An 18,370-nucleotide genomic window follows, 5' to 3' on the forward strand; every position below is an offset into this window, starting at 1 on the left:
GATGAATACCCTTAAGCAAAAATTCAGTCAATTGACCGAACGAGAACAGCGCTTGGTGCTTATTTCAGCCGTGGTGGTGATCGTTGGAATGTTTTACTGGTTGGTGTGGTCTCCGTTAAACCAAGCGATCGAACGAGATCAAAAGGCGCTTGATTCGCAAAAATCATTATTAAGCTGGGTTCAGAAAAGTGCTAATCGTGCAATACAGTTACGCGCGGCTAAAGGAGTAAGCGCAGGATTTAACGGTTCACTCGCCCAAGCGGCAAATCAGACTGCTGCGAACGCTAATATTCCTATTGCGCGCATGCAGCCGCAAGGTGATGAGCTGCAAGTGTGGGTTGATCAGGCGCCGTTTAACGGAGTGCTAGATTGGCTTAAGTCGCTTGAGGAGATGGGAGTCAGCATTTTGGATTTAGATATTGTTGAAGCCGATGCTCCAGGACAAGTCAAAATTCGTCGTTTGAAATTAGGTAAATCATGAAGTTAGTTGTGAAATGGGTAATTGCTTGCCTGATTATTTATGTTGTTTTTTTGATTGCTAAACTCCCCGCAGTACACGTGATTGCAAAGGTTCAGTTACCACCTGATATTACCGTCAGCGGAGTCTCAGGCACCATTTGGAACGGACAAGCAGATACCGTCACGTTACAGGGTTTACCCATACGAGATGTTAAATGGCAATTGGCATTTTGGCCGTTACTCACTGGCACGGCCGCCATCGATGTCGATGCAGGTAATATTCGCGAAGTGGACGATATCTCTGTTAAAGGTCATGTGGCGATATCTAATGGACATGTGCAAGGTGAAGATGTTCAAGTTTTCTTACCTACTCGTTTAGTGATTACTAGTTTGCCTTTGCCTATTCCAGTGAATGCCAGTGGGCGTTTCAAAATATCCCTGCAGGAGTTGGATTATACCGAGCAATGCCAAGTACTAACTGGTCAAGGTTTATGGCTTAAAGCGAAAGTACAGGGCACTCAGCAAGATATAGAGTTGGGTAATTTTGAAGCCAACCTAAAGTGTGAAAACAAAGAAGTGGTTATGACGATTAATGAGCCGAATAGCTTTGGGTTAAGTGCCGTTGCGCATATTCCTAGTGACTTGGCATTTCGCATCAATGGCCGCTTTAAACCAGATGAAAATCTACCGGAAGAAGTGCATCAAGCGGCGCAATTTTTTGGTAAGAAAGATGCACAAGGCTATTATCCTGTTAAATTCTAGTGTTGTCGCGAGGATACGTAACAAATATAAAAAAGGCGCTTAAAAGCGCCTTTTTTATATATACCAACTATTGCAAGACAGTTTGAGCGAGGCTTAAGCCTTGTAATAGCTCAAACAGGTCTCTACTTCTTCTTTAGAGCCTAAAATGACAGGTACTCGTTGGTGAATCTCAGTGGGCATGACTTCTAGTATTCGCCCTTGTCCTGTAGAGGCTAAGCCGCCGGCCTGCTCCATCAAAAAAGCCATTGGGTTTGCTTCATATAGCAAACGTAATTTCCCCGGCATCTCAGGGTTACGTCTATCAAATGGGTACATGAAAATGCCGCCTCGGCTAAGTACCCGGTGAATATCGCCTACCATGGCGGCTACCCAGCGCATGTTAAAATCTTTTTCTCTAGGGCCGTCTTCACCGGCAATTAGATCGCCAATGTAATTTTGTACCGGGTCTTCCCAGTGGCGCTGATTAGACGCATTGATAGCAAACTCAGAGGTTTGTGCAGGTACTTGAATATTTTTTTGAGTTAACAAAAAGCCACCGTGGGTTTTATCAAGCGTGTATAAATGCGTACCACGCCCTGTGCTAAGTGCGAGCATAGCGCTTGGGCCGTATAGCACATAGCCAGCAGCGACGATCTGCGTACCTGGCTGTAGAAATGCTGATGGATCATCGGCATCCATCCACTGCGGAGCGTGGGTAATGGAGAATATCGTACCGATCAAGCTGTTGATATCCGTGTTTGATGAGCCATCAAGGGGATCGAAACTGACTAAATAGTTCCCGTTGGGATTACAAGCCACTACGTCGTCTTCTTCTTCAGATGATATGGCTTTTACATAGCCAGATTCACTGAGTATGTCTTTTAAAATTTGATTGGAGATAACATCCAGTTTCTTCTGTGTTTCGCCTTGTACATTTTCACTTAGTGTTGAGCCTAACACTCCAGCTAACGCCCCTTGGCTGACCCTAAATGATATCTCTTTGCACCCTGCTAAAAGTGTTCTCAGTAGCAGGATGAGCTCCATCGGAGCGCCGTCTTCTTGCAGTTGCGAGTTGAGTCTTTTCATGTGTTATTTTGACCTTTTATCATGATTGTAGGGACAGAAATACCGGCGAATATTGTTGTTTTTATGCTCGCTAAGTACGTAAAGACCAGTGTAACTGGATTTTTCGCAAAACTCAGCACCGAATAATCCTGTTTGTAGACTTGTTGATGAATTTGTCATCTTGTCAGTGCGAACCGGCATAGGAATCTGGTAATCTACCTCCCTATTTATCCCAGAAAAGATTATATGCATCTACATATTTTAGGTATTTGCGGGACGTTTATGGGCGGCATTGCGGCAATAGCTAAAGCGATGGGTCATAAAGTTACCGGTTCTGATAATAATGTTTACCCGCCAATGAGTACGCAGCTCGAGGCACTAGGCATTGAGCTAACCCAAGGTTTCGGTGAAGACCAGTTTGATCCACAGCCTGACATGGTGGTGATCGGCAACGCGCTTTCCCGGGGCAATCTTGCAGTTGAATACGTACTCAACAGAGGAATTCCCTATACTAGTGGCCCGCAATGGTTATTGGAAAATGTTCTTAAAGACCGCTGGGTATTAGCGGTCTCAGGTACCCATGGCAAAACCAGCACATCAAGTATGTTGGCGTGGATATTAGAATCTGCGGGAATGTCACCTGGTTTTTTGATTGGTGGTATTCCACAGAATTTTGATATTTCTGCTCGTTTGGGTGAAACGCCGTTTTTTGTTATCGAAGCAGATGAATACGACAGTGCCTTTTTCGATAAACGTTCGAAGTTTGTTCACTATCGTCCGCGTACGTTAGTGATTAACAATATCGAGTTCGACCACGCTGATATATTTGATAGCATCGCAGATATTCAAAAGCAGTTTCATCATCTTATCCGAATGATACCCGGAAACGGATTAGTGATTGCGCCAAAGACAGATAACCAGATTACACAAGTGCTAGATAAAGGTTGTTGGTCGCCAGTGCAATTTGTTGGTAGCGATTGGAAAGCAGAAAACGGCTCTGCAGATGGCGGTGAGTTTGATGTGATCTACAAGGGTAAGTTCTTTGGAAGGGTGAAATGGTCGCTGTTAGGCCTGCACAATGTACAAAATGCCATGATGGCCATTATTGCTGCTCGTCACGCAGGTGTGTTACCTGAAGTGGCTATTGAGGCGTTAGGCAGTTTTGTGAATGCTAAGCGACGTATGGAGATATTAGGCACTGTCAATGGCATCACGGTGTACGATGATTTCGCACATCATCCCACCGCTATTGCTACAACCCTGGAAGGACTGCGAGCAAAAGTAGGCGATGCCCGTATTTTAGCGGTGCTTGAGCCTCGCTCAAACACAATGAAGATGGGTGTACATAAGCAAACACTCGCGAAGTCTTGGTCTGCGGCGGACCAAGTTTTCATTTATGAGCCAAGTAACCTTAGTTGGTCAATGGATGCGCTATTGGCGCAAAGTGAGGTAACGGCATCACTGCACAATGACTTGAACATATTAGAAAAGTCTATTTTGTCTTACGTTCAGCCTGGCGATCACGTGTTGATTATGAGTAATGGTGGATTTGGTGGTATACACCAGCGGCTATTACAAAAACTGTCACAGTAGAAGTACACAATTATTAATACTCTGTCTTCGTATAAGTAAAATTTTAGGACTTTTCATTCATGTATAAATTTATAGTTGGCCTTCTTATGGCTTCGTTCAGCGTCAATGTGTTGGCTTGGGGGCAAATAGGGCATCGAGTAACAGGTGCAATTGCGCAGCAACATCTCACGCCACAGGCTCAAGCAGCTATCAGTGCTTTGCTACCAACTGAAGACTTGGCCGAAGCCTCGACTTACCCCGATGAAATGCGCTCAAGCCCAGATGATTTTTGGCAGAAAAAAGCAGGTCCGTTTCACTATGTGACTATTCCTAAAGGCCAGACTTATGCAGATGTCGGTGCACCTGAGCAGGGGGATGGCGTATCGGCTTTAAAAATGTTTACGGCAAATTTAACCAGCAGCCAGACCAGCAAAGCAGAAAAGCAACTCGCACTACGCTTTATCGTGCATATAATCGGAGATTTGCATCAGCCTTTGCATGCTGGAAATGGCACTGACCGTGGCGGTAATGATTTTAAAGTGAACTTTTTTTGGCAGGATTCTAACTTGCACAGGGTGTGGGATAGTGAGCTTCTTGATCAGCGTCAGCTTTCTTATACTGAGTGGACAGCAATATTGAATCGCAAAATTAGCGCGCAGGATATAAATGACTGGAACACAACTGATCCTAAAGTATGGATAGCAGAAAGTGTGAAAATTCGCGACGAGATTTACCCTTCGCAAGAAACGATATCTTGGGATTACTTATACCATCATTTACCGCAAGCGAAGCAGCGCCTAAAAATGGCAGGTATTCGAATTGCTGCTTATTTGAATGAGATTTATAAATAAATATTGGCCAGTAGCAGATAGCAAAAAGGCAGCGAATTCGCTGCCTTTTTATTAGATGTACTGGTAACTAATGTTTAGCCTTTGTGATACTGAGCACTGTATTTATGCACTGCGTCGACAAATACTTTAGCGTTTTCAGGGGGAACATCTAAATGAATGCCGTGCCCTAAATTAAACACGTGCCCTGGGCCTTCACCGAATCCTGCTAGTATTTTCTGTACTTCTTGCTCTATACGCTCTGGTGCGGCATAAAGCATGGATGGATCCATATTACCTTGTAAAGCAACCTTATCACCCACGCGGGCTTTAGCGTTGTCGATATCGATAGTCCAATCTAAGCCTACCCCATCACAACCCGTCGCGGCTATGGACTCTAACCACATACCAGCGTTTTTGGTGAATAAGGTGACAGGTACTATACGCCCATCATTTTCACGGGTTAACCCATCAACAATTTTATGCATATATTGCAGTGAAAAGTCTTGATAGTCGCGAGGCGATAATACACCGCCCCAAGTATCAAACACCATGACGGATTGAGCGCCAGCAGCGATTTGAGCATTAAGATATAAAATGACAGAGTCAGCGAGTTTATCGAGTAATAAATGCAGCGCTTGAGGATCGCTAAACGCCATCTTTTTAATCTTAGTAAACGCCTTGCTGGAACCGCCCTCAATCATGTAAGTGGCTAGTGTCCAGGGGCTGCCAGAGAAACCAATAAGTGGTACTTCACCTTGCAAGTTTTTACGAATGGTACGCACTGCATTCATCACATATTGCAGTTCTTGCTCAGGATCCGGTGCGGGTAGATTTTGGATGTCCGCCATAGATGTAATTGGTTTAGAGAATTTCGGGCCTTCCCCTTGCTCGAAATACAATCCTAAGCCCATCGCATCAGGGATAGTGAGTATGTCAGAAAACAGTATAGCGGCGTCTAAATCAAAGCGACGAAGAGGTTGGAGCGTCACCTCGCATGCCAACTCTGCATTTTTGCACAATGACATGAAATCACCGGCTTGCGCGCGCGTTGCTTTATATTCAGGCAAATAACGGCCTGCTTGGCGCATCATCCACACAGGGGTGACATCGACTGGTTGGCGAAGTAAAGCGCGTAGATAACGATCGTTTTTTAACGAATTCATGAATTTCCTCTATACATCTGTGAAAGTAGTGCGCCAGTCCTAGGCCAAAAAAGCCGACATTGTACCCTGTTAATCTTAAGGTAGAAGCGAAATCAACCTAAATTTTGTAAAAACTTGCAACATAACCAGAAACTCTGTTATAACAATGTTGCGAAAGCAAACTAACAATAAGAAGCTCGAAAAAACGAGACTTAGACGCTAAAATATTCGAACCCCACTCAAAGTGGGGTTTTTTATGCCTGGTGTTTTTTTCAGTTTTGGCAAATTTCTTCAATCGTGCGTTCGATTAATTGCCCGGCAATAGAAAACTTCGGTGGTATATTCGGCAACTCGTCAAATTTAAACCAGTGGGCTTCGATGATCTCGTGCCCATCCACATTGATATCGCCGCTATCAAAGTCTGCTAAGAAGCCGACCATCAATGAATGTGGAAAAGGCCAAGGTTGGCTAGACATGTATCTGATATTTTTGATCGCGACACCCACTTCTTCAAATACTTCCCTGTGAACAGCGTCCTCTAAGGTTTCTCCGCTTTCAACAAAACCAGCCAATGTTGAAAACATATTGCGCTCTTTCTGGGGTTTACCTTGTGCCAGTAGAATTTTGTCTTCATGGCGAATAGCAACAATAATGCAGGGCGATATTCTTGGATAACATCTGTGATGGCAGCGATGACAGTGCATGGCCATTTCCCAATCTATTTTCTGCATGGTAGAGCCACATTGGCCGCAAAACCTATGAGTACGCAAAAATAGAGCAACTTGCCAAGCTCTGGCTGCCACAGAAAATATATCCATTTCATCATGAAGCAATAACGATCTGAGGTGACTTAGTTGTAATCCCGCTTGTTCGATGAGTTCATTGCCCATATCGACGAGATAGCAAACTTGTCCATTATGCTCCCCTACCTGCACAACTTGCTCTTCATATGCATGAGCAAATTCTAGCTTTTTCCATGTTTCGATAATTGGACCAGGCTGCTTTGTAGGCACTAACAGTTTTTCGGCGCTGAAAATAAACCAGATGCTTGGGGTATCAACATTGATGTTTACATTTTGTTTGATCATAGATTTTTACCACTTATTCATCGGCACTAAAATGATACTGCTACCTACACGATGAACGTTTTTGTAGGAAAGAATGCAAAAATTACATCTTAGCGATTTATCATTTTGCGCCTAAAACGGATTGGTTCAGCTTTCGTTAAGAAATGCTTGTCCACAATGATACTCATTATGTGTACTAATTCCTCAACTTTATGAAGTAAATCAAGCTACTATTCATACAAACCCTATTAGATGAGTGATATACTTCGCTAAAATAATCAGATAACTCTGATTGAGCGCTATTCTTTTACGTTTAAAGGACAGCTTGATTAACTGGAAGGCCTGCAGCATAAAGATGAGTATTGGATCGCAAGTAGAAAAAGCACGTCAATATTGTGAACAAAAAGGTGCACGTTTTACCCATTTAAGAGAAACAGTGTACGCCCTGTTGTTAGAAAAAGAAGGGGCTGTTGGCGCCTATGACTTGCTTGATACATTGAAAGAAACGGAAACGAATGCCAAGCCTGCGACTGTTTACCGTACTTTAGATTTTTTGCTTGAGTTCGGTCTGATCCACCGATTGGAGTCGACTAACGCATTTGTTGCTTGCCATCATTTTGGTTGCAGCCATCCAGTGCAGTTTTTAATCTGTGATAATTGTGGTTTGGTTAAAGAGATTCAGTCTGAAGGGTTGCAAGATACCTTAGTCAAGCATGCTGAGTCCCATGGATTTAAGGTTTCAAAACAAACTATTGAGGCGCATGGTTTGTGTACAGCATGCCAATAATGTTCAAGGCAGTGCAGATACTTAGTAATCGACAGGAAGTATGGCAAAAATGAATGCAGAGTTTATAAATCCGTTCATTGCCGCTTTACGCAACGTTCTCAGTACCATGGCGCAATTAGAGTTGGTGCCAGGCAAGCCACAGAAGAAAACGGATTCTGCGGCGAAAGGTGATGTGTCTGGTTTAATTGGTATGGTTGGTGACGATGTAAAAGGGTCACTATCAATTACTTTTGAAACCAGCATTGCGCTCAAAGTTATGCATAATATGCTCGGAGAGCAATTAGAATCGGTCAATGAAGACGTGGCCGATATGGTTGGTGAAATCACCAATATGATTTGTGGTGGTGCAAAAAACGAATTAGCTAAACTTGGTTACAATTTTGGTATGGCAACACCGGTTGTAGTTTTCGGTAAAAATCATACACTAAGTCACACGGCATCTGGTCGTAAATTGATCATGCCATTCGCTAATGAACACGGCAAAGTGTATTTAGAGATGTGTTTTGACAAATAGTTTACCGATTTGGCAACAATTTCAGTTAAGCCTTCGTGCTAAACCTAGAGGATTTCATCTCATCACAGATGAAATAGAGAAGCAGTTAGAAGTTTTAACGACGGTAAATATTGGCATTCTGCATCTGTTTATTCAGCATACAAGTGCCAGTTTGACGATTAATGAAAATGCAGACCCAACAGTCAGGTCAGACCTAGAGAGTCACATTAATCAAGCTATTCCAGAGAATGCGGCATATTACCTGCATAACTATGAAGGTTCGGATGATATGCCAGCACATATTAAAGCCAGTGTATTTGGTAGCAACATTACCATTCCTATACAAAACGGAAGGTTAGCACTGGGTACATGGCAAGGAATATATTTGGGAGAGCATAGAAATCATGGTGGTGAGCGTAGCGTGATTGCAACAATTACCGGCCAATAAATATTTTACACACTGAATCAGAATATATATCGACGTTAAGTCGGTCGTTATATCGAATGATTAACACATTACATTAAGGACGTTTATTATGAAAAAAACCATGACAGCCATGGGTATCTTACTTGCTTTTACCAGTGGCGCTTTCGCACAATCTGCGCCAGTAGGCGACAAATGGGTAGGTGGTTTCGGTGAATATTATAAAACTGATGGTGAGCTAGATGGCGCGCCTACATTTTATGATGACGGTGTTGGCTTTGGTGCCGAGCTAGGCTTTCGCTTCAAGCCTCAGTGGGCTGCAAGATTAGAATGGTCACACTTAAACATTGACCAAACTAATGGCCTAGGCGACGAGTCTGGTAACCGCTTTGGTGTCGACGCCATGTACTTTTTACCTGACGACTTAATGTATGTGTTCGCAGGTGTCAAACACCTTGATTTAGCTGATAGTTCTCGCTTAGCTAATGTTGGTATTGGTAAGCACTGGGCTATCAATGACAAATGGCGTGTTATTACCGAAATCGCTGCGTATCACGATTTCGGTGAAGCATACAATGACGTAAGCGCAAAAATTGGTTTGGCATATAGCTTCGGTACAACATCTACTCCAGTGACTCGCGATTCTGATAACGACGGCGTAAACAACAGCATGGACAAATGTCCTGGTACTGCACCTGGCGTTAAAGTTGACGCTATGGGCTGTGCACTTGCTGCTGCAATGACTGAATCTGATTCAGACAACGATGGCGTTGTAGATAGCAAAGATAAGTGTGCAAACACGCCTTCAACAGACCAAGTAGATGCAACGGGTTGTAGCATTTTTACTGAAGTTGAAGTTGAAGAAACCTTACGCATTTTGTTCGCTAACAACAGTGCAGAAATTGCAAACCGTGCGAACAGCGACATCCGTGACTTCGCAGCATTCATGAAGCGCTTCCCTTCAACTGATACTGTAATCGAAGGTTACGCGTCAGCTCCTGGTGAAAGCGACTACAACCAGTGGTTGTCTGAAGAGCGTGCAAAAGCGGTACGTATGGTATTGATTGAAGATTACGACATCAAACCTGCTCGCATCACAGCGGTTGGTTTCGGTGAAAGCAAATTGCTTGACGCACCTACAGCTAAAGAAGCTAACAAAATTAACCGTCGCATCGTAGCGCGCGTTAGTGCTTCTAAGCGCGAGAAACTAACTAAGTAATTAGTTCGTTTTATAAGAGTTTCGAGCACAAAAAAAGGAGGTGATATTCACCTCCTTTTTTATGTCTGCGATTCAGTTGTATAGCTAGATTGGATGCGGCAGATTAATACTCGTCGTCCCTGGGCGGCCCAGCATAATTGTCAAATCGAGAAAACTGACCTTGGAAGGTAAGTCTTGATGTACCAATAGGGCCGTTACGCTGTTTACCAATAATGATCTCAGCCACGCCTTTGTCTTCACTGCCTTCGTTATACACTTCGTCTCGATAAATAAACATGATCAAATCGGCATCTTGCTCAATTGACCCTGATTCCCTCAAATCCGAGTTAATGGGGCGTTTATCTGAACGCTGCTCTAGTCCACGGTTTAGCTGCGAAAGTGCAACGACCGGCACTTCGAGCTCTTTTGCTAGAGACTTTAACGAGCGAGAAATTTCGGCGATTTCTAGAGTACGGTTGTCACTCAAGCCCGGCACCTGCATCAGTTGCAGGTAATCGATCATAATCAGGCTAATACCACCGCGATCGCGCGCCAATTTACGCGCACGCGTACGCACTTCCATTGGTGTCAGACCGGATGAGTCATCGACGTATAAGTTATCTTTGTCTTTGAGCATTGCCATAGTGTTAGACATGCGGGCCCAATCTTCATCATCTAATTGAGCGGTACGAATTTTGGTTTGATCTACGCGGCTCAGTGAGGCAAGCATACGCATCATGATCTGTTCGGCGGGCATCTCTAAGCTGAATACCAAAACTGGCTTTTCTTCCAATAACATAGCGTTTTCACACAAGTTCATAGCGAACGTGGTTTTACCCATGGAAGGACGCGCGGCAACTATTATCAAATCTGAAGGTTGTAACCCACTGGTTTTCTTATCTAAATCAGTGTATCCGGTAGAGACACCAGTCACTTCTTTATTGTTTTTAACTAACTCTTCAAGGCGGTCAATGGTTTTTGTTAGTACGGACTCAATGCCTCGTGGACCTTCGTTTTTTGAGGTTCGCTTTTCCGCAATTTCAAAAACTCGACTTTCCGCCATATCGAGTAATTCGCCGCTATTTCGGCCTTCGGGATTATAACCAACATCGGCGATATCGTGAGCCACACCAATTAGCTCTCTAACGACGGCGCGCTCTTTTATAATATTGGCATAGGCAGTGACGTTAGCAGCACTTGGCGTGTTTTTCGCTAACTCGCCTAAATAAGCAAAACCGCCTGCTTCTTCAAGCTCGTCTAGATTCTCTAAATCTTCTGAAACAGTGATTAAATCGATTGGATGGTTGTTTTTTAATAAGCGCAGAATCGCGCCATAAATGACCTGATGGGAGCGGTTGTAAAAGTCTTCCTCAGTGACAAGTTCAGCGACTTTATCCCAGGAGTCAGGTGCGATCAACATACTGCCCAGCACAGATTGCTCTGCCTCAATGGAATGCGGAGGAACTTTAAGTTTTTCGACTTTTTGATCTTTATTTTTTGCTGAAACGGCTTTCACAGAAGGTACATTTATCCTCAAGAACAGGTGGCTAGTATGCGCCAAATTACCCCTGTTAGTAAAGGTAAGATAACGCGGTAAGGTATGTGGTTAACGATGAAAGTACGGTTATAAAAAAGTATTTTTGTTCGCCAAAGTATCGACTATTTTAGCACTACAAATCTTGCGAATAAGCAGATATTACAGCTAGAAACTCGCTGCCATAACGGTCTAGCTTGGTTTGACCAACCCCATTGACCTCTAAAAAGTCGGTTTTAGACTGAGGCAGCTTATCGGCCATGTCTGCAAGAGTTGCGTCACTGAAAACGACGAATGGCGGCACATCTTCCCTTTGCGCAATGGACTTTCGTAAATGCTTTAACTTGGCAAACAATTTACGATCGTAGTTCATCTCTTTGAGCTTTGATTTTTTACCTGAATCAATTGTCAGACGCGGCACCGCTAATGCCAGTTCTAATTTACCTGCAAGGACACCCCTGGCTTCCTCAGTTAGTTTAAGCACGGCGCTTTGTGTAATGTCGATGCGCAGAAAACCTTTGTGGATGAGCTGATTAATTATGTTGTGCCAGTGCGCATCAGACTTATCTTTACCAATAGCAAACGTACTGAGGCTATCATGACCTTGCTCAACAATGCGTTTGAGCTTTTTGCCACGTAATACATCAATGACATATTGGCTGGCGACATTCTGTCCCAAACGATAAATACACGACAGCACCATCTGCGCCGGCACAGTCCCATCGAATCGCTTCGGCGGATCGAGGCAAATATCACAGTTGCCGCAGTCATGGGCTGAGTACTCGGAAAAGTAATTGAGTAAGACTTGTCGCCTACAGGTCTGAGCCTCTGCGAACGCCTCCATAGCGGCAAATTTTTGCAATTCGATATCTAGACGTTCGGGGTTATCACCCATACCAATCCATTGGCGTATCCGTGCAGCATCTTTTTCATCAAACAAAAGTAATGCTTCTGCCGGCATACCGTCTCGCCCGGCGCGCCCTGTTTCCTGATAATAGGCTTCCACGCTACGTGGCAAATCGAAATGAACTACAAAGCGCACATTGGATTTATTGATCCCCATACCAAATGCGACAGTGGCCACAATGATGTCGATGTTATCTTGAATAAAGTCCCGTTGGATTTTGTCTCGTATCGGGCCTTCAAGGCCGGCATGGTAACCGGCACAGTTGATACCTTGTCTGGCAAGAGCAATACTCAAATCATCAACTTTCTTGCGGCTGTTACAGTATATGATCCCGCTACCTTCTTGTTGTTTTACGTACTGAATCACCTGATCAGTCGCTTTGTATTTGAACAATTGGTTGTAACGGATATTAGGCCTGTCAAAGCTGCCCTTAAAAATGAACGGATCCTGTAGGGCGAGTTGCTGCAAGATATCACTGCGCGTTGTGATATCTGCGGTAGCGGTCAGCCCCACCACTGGAACAGTAGGAAACTGTTGTTTTAATTGACCTAGCCGACGGTACTCTTTACGAAAGTCGTGACCCCAGTGTGAAACGCAGTGGGCTTCATCAACGGCAAAAAGGGCGAGTTCTAGACTATGTAAGCGCTGAATAAAATCAAATTGCATCAAGCGCTCAGGGGCGACATAAATGAGTTTGTAACGACCATCTTGCATGCCGCGATAAACATTGTGTATTTCTTCGCTGCTGAGGTTTGAATTGATATAAGCTGCACTGACCCCTGATGCGACAAGAGCGTCTACTTGGTCTTTCATAAGAGCGATAAGAGGTGAGACAACAATGGTTAACCCCTCAAGCACCAAAGCTGGTATTTGGTAACAAAGTGATTTCCCTCCTCCCGTAGGCATAAGGACTAAGACATCGTGACCTTGTAATATCTTTTCGATAACGTCGCGCTGACCGTCACGAAATTCATCATAACCGAAAACCGTTTTCAAAACGGATTGGGCGCTGTTGATAGCGCTTGTAGCGGGGGGCATTTGGGACAAAAATCAGGCTCTAAAACAAAAATTCTGCGCGCATTTTACGTGTTTTTACACCATACATCACTTGCCAATAACTAAAAACTTCGTCACATTGGGATCTTCGCCGCAATAAGGAAGATTATATGAGCGATAACAAAAGCTTAACGCCAGAGCAGCTGGCTGAATTCGTCATCGAGTTTTTTCAATCCAGTATGCCCTTTAACCAAGCGCTGGGATTTCAAATTGAAACCTTAGCTGATCATGAAGTGCAAATACGTATGCCTTGGAGCAACATGCTTATGGGTAACCCGGTACATAAAATTTTGCACGGGGGCGCAACCGCTGCCATTCTCGATACAGTAGGTAGTGTGGTTGCTCTCATGTATGGAATAAAGCAGCTTAAGCCTGAAGAGGTGGAAGAGTTCAAAAATACATTGGCCAACAACGGTACCATTGATATGCGAGTAGATTACTTGCGCCCAGGTAAGGGGGAAGAATTCATAGCAACTGCTAGCGTTATTCGCAGGGGAAGAAGGGTAGCTGTATGTAGAATGGAGTTACATAATGAAAAAGGTCAACATATTGCCTCCGGCACGGGGACCTATTTAGTCGGGTAATTCAGTAAGGGCTCTAGCTAGATATGTTTGCGCCCCTTTGCCTTCGATCGTTACGTCTGCGTTTTCAAAACTTTGCTATAAAAATATGTACAGTTAGCACTCAGGGTTACAAGTAAATCATCTCTTTGCGAGTCTTGGCCAGTATTGCCAAAACCTTGTTCTGTATAGGGTGAGGTATTTCTGCCTTGTTCATTGCGTTTATAAACAAATCGACCCCTCGATTAAAATCGGTTTCAGTGATGTTCATGCCTGCATGCACACGGGCCATAGTGTCGCCCGTGTATTCACACTGCCCTCCGGTAAGGTGGCATACATGTTCAACCAGCTTTTCTCTGAAGCGGTCAACATCTGTATCCGTAAAATATTCGAAAATAACCGGATCGAATTCGATTTCTGTAATGAAATTGTCTACTACTTCTTCTACCTTTGGCTGGCCGCCCATCTGAGCATAAACTGATTGTTGTGCATTTGATGCGCAGGCACTCATCCCGAAAGCAAGCGATATAAGGAGTAATACAAATAATGGTTTGATAGCATTCATTAAAGTTGTCCATTAAGAGAAAGGTAGACGCCGTCTTGACCGTGAGCGCCGGCTATTGAGCCTAAGTCAGCCCACGCCAAGGTCACACTGAAATGCTTGCTAGGAATATAGGTAATAAAAATGTCTTTCCAATCATCTTCACCTAAGCCTAAATTGTCTGGTTTTTGTCGATATTCAATACCTACCGCAAGGTTGCGAGAAAACAAGATACCCACAGACGCTTCTAACATCATTTCATAGTCATCGTTGTTGGCGCCGCCGAAACCTAGTAACCCCATTTCGTTAGCTTTGGTAGCTCTAGCGGTAAGATTCCACACCGTGTTGTAACCCGCAAGTGCGCCTAAATGAACTTTGGTCGCTGCAATGTAAAAATCCGTACCCTCGTTGGTTTTATTGGCACCAACGGCATTAGCAATGCCTTCGTCCTCAAGCACTTTATGTTGAATTCCCACGCTTATTTGTGGCCAGCGAGAATATACGACGTCTCCATAAACGCGATACTTAACGCCGTATATATTTTGCTTAATATCGACACCCGCCTCTTTTAGATCGAATCGGTGTTGAGCGACACTGACTTCAACACGGTCGTAAAAAGACGCGCTTAACCCCAGTACATTTAAGCGATAATCATCCATATTTACTTGCGTCATAAGCGCACTAAAAGATACTTCGTCTCGACTATCGTACCCAGATAGCGTTGCCCATGGCACAATACCACCGCCTCCGCTGCCTTCTAATTGCACTAAACCTGCGGTTCCTATGAGTTTGCCTTCTTGGGAATAAGCCACGTCGCTAAGAAGGTAAAGTAGGAGTGCGCTAGCATATCTGAACCCTATTTTATGTAGCATCTTTTTCAAACCAGTTAGTTAATTGGTGGGTGTTATGCCAAGTGATTAAGTCGTCAAATGGGATGGGTTTACACATGTAATACCCTTGAGCAAACTCGCAACCCCATTTCTTCAACAAAAGGAGTGTCGCTTGACTTTCTATGCCTTCGGCCACCACATTCAAACCGAAGCTGTGGGCTAAATCGATAACGGTTTGCACGATTTTTTGGTCACCTTGCTGAGAATCAAGAGATAGGACAAAGCTTTTGTCCACTTTTAAAGTAGTGACAGGCAAATATTGTAAATACGCCATGGATGAGTAACCGGTGCCGAAATCATCAATCGCTATCTCAAAGCCTTTATCTCTAAACGCTTGCAACTGTTGAATTGCCTTTGCAGGCTCTTGCACCAAATCACTCTCTGTCATCTCAAAACTCAAAGCTTTACTGCTTAATTGGCTTGCCTCCATGAGCGAGGATATATGAGGCAATAATGCCTGATCCATCACGTCTTTCGCTGATAGATTGATGGCGATACTCATCTCAATACCAGCGTTCCTGAGGGCAACCGCGTCTTTTATGGCTTGATTGATAACCCAGTCAGTAATTTTTCCTATAAACCCAGCTTGCTCGGCAACGCTGATAAAATCTTCAGGGGAAACAAAGCCCAGTATGGCATTGTTCCAACGAATCAAGGCTTCTACCTTAGTGACTTTACCTGTGTATAAATTTAACTTAGGTTGATAAAAAAGGCTCAACTCATCTTGCTGCTCTTGCAAAGCTGTTTTAAGCTCGGCAATAATTGATAGGCGGCGAAGATAACGATGTTCAAACTCCGGTTGGTAGGCAAGTATTGGCTGATCTGACAGTTTCGTTTCATCGAGTGCGATATTGATACGCCTGAAAAGCTCTTCGGCATTGGTCGCGTCATTTGGGCAATTCAGCATGCCTATGGATAACTTGGCCATAATGGATGAATCACCCGTATCAATGGGTTGTTCTAAGCTATTTATAAATTGTACGACCTGCTTTTGTGAAAGGTGCTCATCAGGCACCCAAAGTAGCTCCCCACCTGCTAATCTAGCACCTATCCCACCATGTTCGAGTAGTCGATTGGCAAGTATTTGCAGGCAAATATCGCCATTGTGATAACCAAATACGTCGTTAATACTTCGAAAACCAAACACGTTAATGCCTAACACCTGAAAGGGTTTGTTTTCTTTGAATTTAGCGCAAAGTAGCGCTTCCATATTGTAGCGATTATTCAAACCAGTCAGTATATCGTGCTGTGCTTGATAGCTTATTTTTTCTTCACGATGGCGAATGTTAGATTGCATTGATTCCAATGCCTGGGCTAAGTTTGTTACTTCGGTAGAGTTAGAGTGAGCAACGATTGTCTTATTGTAGTCACCGGTAGAAATGCGCTGGGCTGTATCCGCAAGCGCAACCAATGGTTTAGCGACTTTACGGGAAAATAACGCTGCAAAACATAACGCCAAAATAATTGCTAGTAACGCTATGAACAAGATATTCAGCTGCAAAGCGTTAAAATCGGCAAATAGACGATGAAGATCATTCGACAGCGTAATCATTACTTTAAAATCGCCTTCTTCCTCCAACAAAAACTGCCGAGATACAAAAGGTGCATCGTTAAACAACGTCAGTGAAAGCCAAGACAAAGTCTGTCCCTGCTCTGCTAAAGCTACCCCTAACATTTCACTGTGCAAGGTACTGATGGTGAGGTTATTTTCTCCATCCGCTTGCACTTGTATGGTGGTATCCAACTGAGTGACATCTTTGAGCTGTTGCGCCCATCCATGGTCTATCTCAAATCCAATGACGGCGACGGCAATCGGGGTCGGCGCATCGATAGTCAGCATCATTACTTGGTATAACTTGTTATCGATAAGTAGCAGCGCCGCAGCACCACCGTTCAGTAGGGCGTTTTGTATTATTTTTGAATAAGGAAAGGGAGTTTCTGTCGGCAGAATATTCGGAACGCTGGTGATGTTGTTGCCGCCGAGAGAGACTAGCGCCATCAAATCGGCGGTGATCCGCCCGCCATGGTTAAACAACGCGCTGTTGATCGTAGGAATATCGCCTGAAGCAACGGCTTGTTTGAAGCCGAAATCAGCAGTCAATACGCTTGCTGAGTTGTAAAGCACATCCTCCCGACTCTCTAATACTTGCTCAAAAACGTTTTGGGCGACTTCAAGGTCACTGTTTAATTGGCTTTGTGCGTGCTTGCTCGTTGAGGTCCATACATTGATGAGTATCATGGTGGCGGTGAGTACAACCAAACCTACAACAAGGCGGAATATGCTTTGGTTTAGCTTTCTAGTGGCCAATTACTGCTCCCTAGAGGAAAACTTGCGCGAAAACTTGCGGCGTTTTACTTCTGTTTTTTTGTTCTCTAAAAGAGTCAAGGTCACTGTTTTCATTTCATTTACTCTATTGCTTGTACGCTTAGTGCTTTCATTATTCTGGGCATTTTCTCGGGCGAATGACTTCTTCACACGCTCTGAATTACTGGCAGACAAGTTAGCATGCCAAAAAGTAAACTCAGTTGCTTGTGTGCGCAGCCTTGCAATGCCATCTTGGTCTGTGATGGCGGTAACTTCATTTTCAGCTACATAGATGTAGCCAAGCATCTGGTCGTGAATATTGCAGCCCAGTACCACGACGCCAGACTTATCAAATGTAATAGGCGTTGAATGTTCGCCCTTATAAAGTCGTATCTCAAAAGGCTTAGGCTCAGAAAAGCTGTAAATATGGTGACGAATGTCATCACTGTTCGGAAAGCGCACCGCCTGATTTTTTTGAATAACCAGAACATGAGGAGAAAACTGCGAATTGATTTGATCCATCACAGCAATGTTAGCGATATCATCAATGGGTTCTCCGTTCGCACTCACAACGGCATTAGCAATAGGGTTGCCCATTTGGTCAACGACCTTAAACTGTATTTCTTGTGTGGCGCTGGCGATATCAATAACTAATGAAAACATGAGCAGGAAGAAACCAGTTATCCAGCGTGTTTGCTTGGTGTCAATCGTACGTCCCTTGTTCATGAGAACTTGATTCCTATTATTTAGCGTCTTTTTTTGCACAATTTAATATTACACATGCACCTTTAAAAAGCAC

The 18,370-nt window shown here is 43.9% G+C and carries 18 protein-coding genes; 9 read left to right on the forward strand and 9 right to left on the reverse strand.

The window, feature by feature from the left end; genetic code table 11:
- Window position 1: 1 nt before the first annotated feature.
- Together gspM and AC0VYA_RS01200 are read left to right on the forward strand one after the other, a co-directional pair.
- Window positions 2–481, forward strand: a complete 480-nt coding sequence (gene gspM / locus AC0VYA_RS01195) for a type II secretion system protein GspM (protein WP_475489799.1) — start codon at window positions 2–4, stop codon at window positions 479–481.
- Window positions 478–1,221: a type II secretion system protein N gene (locus tag AC0VYA_RS01200; RefSeq protein WP_011573175.1), complete on the forward strand. Its 744-nt coding sequence runs from the start codon at window positions 478–480 to the stop codon at window positions 1,219–1,221. Before gspM ends, AC0VYA_RS01200 begins: the two co-directional genes overlap by 4 nt.
- A 93-nt stretch (window positions 1,222–1,314) precedes the next feature.
- Here AC0VYA_RS01200 and AC0VYA_RS01205 read toward each other — a convergent pair whose 3' ends face one another.
- Window positions 1,315–2,286: a class 1 fructose-bisphosphatase gene (locus AC0VYA_RS01205; protein ID WP_006992291.1), complete on the reverse strand. Its 972-nt coding sequence runs from the start codon at window positions 2,284–2,286 to the stop codon at window positions 1,315–1,317.
- Between the two features lie 225 nt (window positions 2,287–2,511).
- Between AC0VYA_RS01205 and mpl the strand changes: the two genes are divergently transcribed.
- Window positions 2,512–3,858 carry a UDP-N-acetylmuramate:L-alanyl-gamma-D-glutamyl-meso-diaminopimelate ligase gene (gene mpl, locus AC0VYA_RS01210; RefSeq protein WP_475489800.1) on the forward strand — a complete coding sequence of 449 codons (1,347 nt, stop codon included), beginning with the start codon at window positions 2,512–2,514 and terminating at the stop codon, window positions 3,856–3,858.
- A 59-nt stretch (window positions 3,859–3,917) separates the two neighbouring features.
- Complete coding sequence (locus AC0VYA_RS01215) at window positions 3,918–4,688, forward strand: S1/P1 nuclease (RefSeq protein WP_011573177.1); 771 nt, start codon at window positions 3,918–3,920, stop codon at window positions 4,686–4,688.
- Between the two features lie 74 nt (window positions 4,689–4,762).
- On the opposite strand, the gene hemE is transcribed toward AC0VYA_RS01215, so the two are convergent.
- Window positions 4,763–5,830 (reverse strand): uroporphyrinogen decarboxylase, encoded by a 1,068-nt coding sequence (hemE, locus tag AC0VYA_RS01220; protein ID WP_475489801.1) that lies wholly within the window; start codon window positions 5,828–5,830, stop codon window positions 4,763–4,765.
- Between the two features lie 251 nt (window positions 5,831–6,081).
- On the reverse strand, window positions 6,082–6,897 hold the full coding sequence (gene nudC / locus AC0VYA_RS01225; RefSeq protein WP_011573179.1) for an NAD(+) diphosphatase: 816 nt from the start codon (window positions 6,895–6,897) through the stop codon (window positions 6,082–6,084).
- A gap of 334 nt (window positions 6,898–7,231) precedes the next feature.
- On the opposite strand from nudC, the gene AC0VYA_RS01230 reads away from it, so the two are divergent.
- From AC0VYA_RS01230 to AC0VYA_RS01245, 4 genes are all read left to right on the forward strand, one after another.
- Window positions 7,232–7,663, forward strand: coding sequence for a transcriptional repressor (locus tag AC0VYA_RS01230; protein WP_006993003.1), 432 nt, complete (start codon window positions 7,232–7,234; stop codon window positions 7,661–7,663).
- A gap of 49 nt (window positions 7,664–7,712) precedes the next feature.
- Window positions 7,713–8,177: a chemotaxis protein CheX gene (locus AC0VYA_RS01235; RefSeq protein WP_006993004.1), complete on the forward strand. Its 465-nt coding sequence runs from the start codon at window positions 7,713–7,715 to the stop codon at window positions 8,175–8,177.
- Window positions 8,167–8,604, forward strand: a complete 438-nt coding sequence (locus AC0VYA_RS01240; protein ID WP_475489802.1) for a secondary thiamine-phosphate synthase enzyme YjbQ — start codon at window positions 8,167–8,169, stop codon at window positions 8,602–8,604. The genes AC0VYA_RS01235 and AC0VYA_RS01240 overlap by 11 nt, the downstream gene beginning before the upstream one ends.
- Window positions 8,605–8,692: 88 nt before the next feature.
- Window positions 8,693–9,799, forward strand: a complete 1,107-nt coding sequence (locus AC0VYA_RS01245) for an OmpA family protein (RefSeq protein ID WP_011573181.1) — start codon at window positions 8,693–8,695, stop codon at window positions 9,797–9,799.
- A 103-nt stretch (window positions 9,800–9,902) separates the two neighbouring features.
- On the opposite strand, the gene dnaB is transcribed toward AC0VYA_RS01245, so the two are convergent.
- Together dnaB and recQ are read right to left on the reverse strand one after the other, a co-directional pair.
- Entirely contained in the window at window positions 9,903–11,294 is a 1,392-nt protein-coding gene (gene dnaB / locus AC0VYA_RS01250) for a replicative DNA helicase (protein ID WP_475489803.1), read from the reverse strand.
- 154 nt (window positions 11,295–11,448) lie between these two features.
- Complete coding sequence (gene recQ / locus AC0VYA_RS01255) at window positions 11,449–13,257, reverse strand: DNA helicase RecQ (protein ID WP_475491014.1); 1,809 nt, start codon at window positions 13,255–13,257, stop codon at window positions 11,449–11,451.
- 128 nt (window positions 13,258–13,385) lie between these two features.
- Here recQ and AC0VYA_RS01260 point away from each other — a divergent pair, with 128 nt between their 5' ends.
- Complete coding sequence (locus tag AC0VYA_RS01260) at window positions 13,386–13,859, forward strand: thioesterase family protein (RefSeq protein ID WP_011573184.1); 474 nt, start codon at window positions 13,386–13,388, stop codon at window positions 13,857–13,859.
- A gap of 106 nt (window positions 13,860–13,965) precedes the next feature.
- Here AC0VYA_RS01260 and AC0VYA_RS01265 read toward each other — a convergent pair whose 3' ends face one another.
- The 4 genes from AC0VYA_RS01265 to AC0VYA_RS01280 are packed head-to-tail and all read right to left on the reverse strand — an operon-like array spanning window position 13,966 to window position 18,297.
- Window positions 13,966–14,400, reverse strand: coding sequence for a group I truncated hemoglobin (locus AC0VYA_RS01265; RefSeq protein WP_475489804.1), 435 nt, complete (start codon window positions 14,398–14,400; stop codon window positions 13,966–13,968).
- Complete coding sequence (locus tag AC0VYA_RS01270) at window positions 14,400–15,248, reverse strand: DUF3034 family protein (RefSeq protein WP_475489805.1); 849 nt, start codon at window positions 15,246–15,248, stop codon at window positions 14,400–14,402. The genes AC0VYA_RS01265 and AC0VYA_RS01270 overlap by 1 nt, the downstream gene beginning before the upstream one ends.
- Window positions 15,238–17,574, reverse strand: coding sequence for a putative bifunctional diguanylate cyclase/phosphodiesterase (locus AC0VYA_RS01275; RefSeq protein WP_475489806.1), 2,337 nt, complete (start codon window positions 17,572–17,574; stop codon window positions 15,238–15,240). The genes AC0VYA_RS01270 and AC0VYA_RS01275 overlap by 11 nt, the downstream gene beginning before the upstream one ends.
- Window positions 17,575–18,297: a methylamine utilization protein gene (locus AC0VYA_RS01280; RefSeq protein WP_475489807.1), complete on the reverse strand. Its 723-nt coding sequence runs from the start codon at window positions 18,295–18,297 to the stop codon at window positions 17,575–17,577.
- Between the last annotated feature and the right edge of the window lie 73 nt (window positions 18,298–18,370).

The organism is Paraglaciecola sp. QJM3NY_14, from assembly GCF_056173245.1.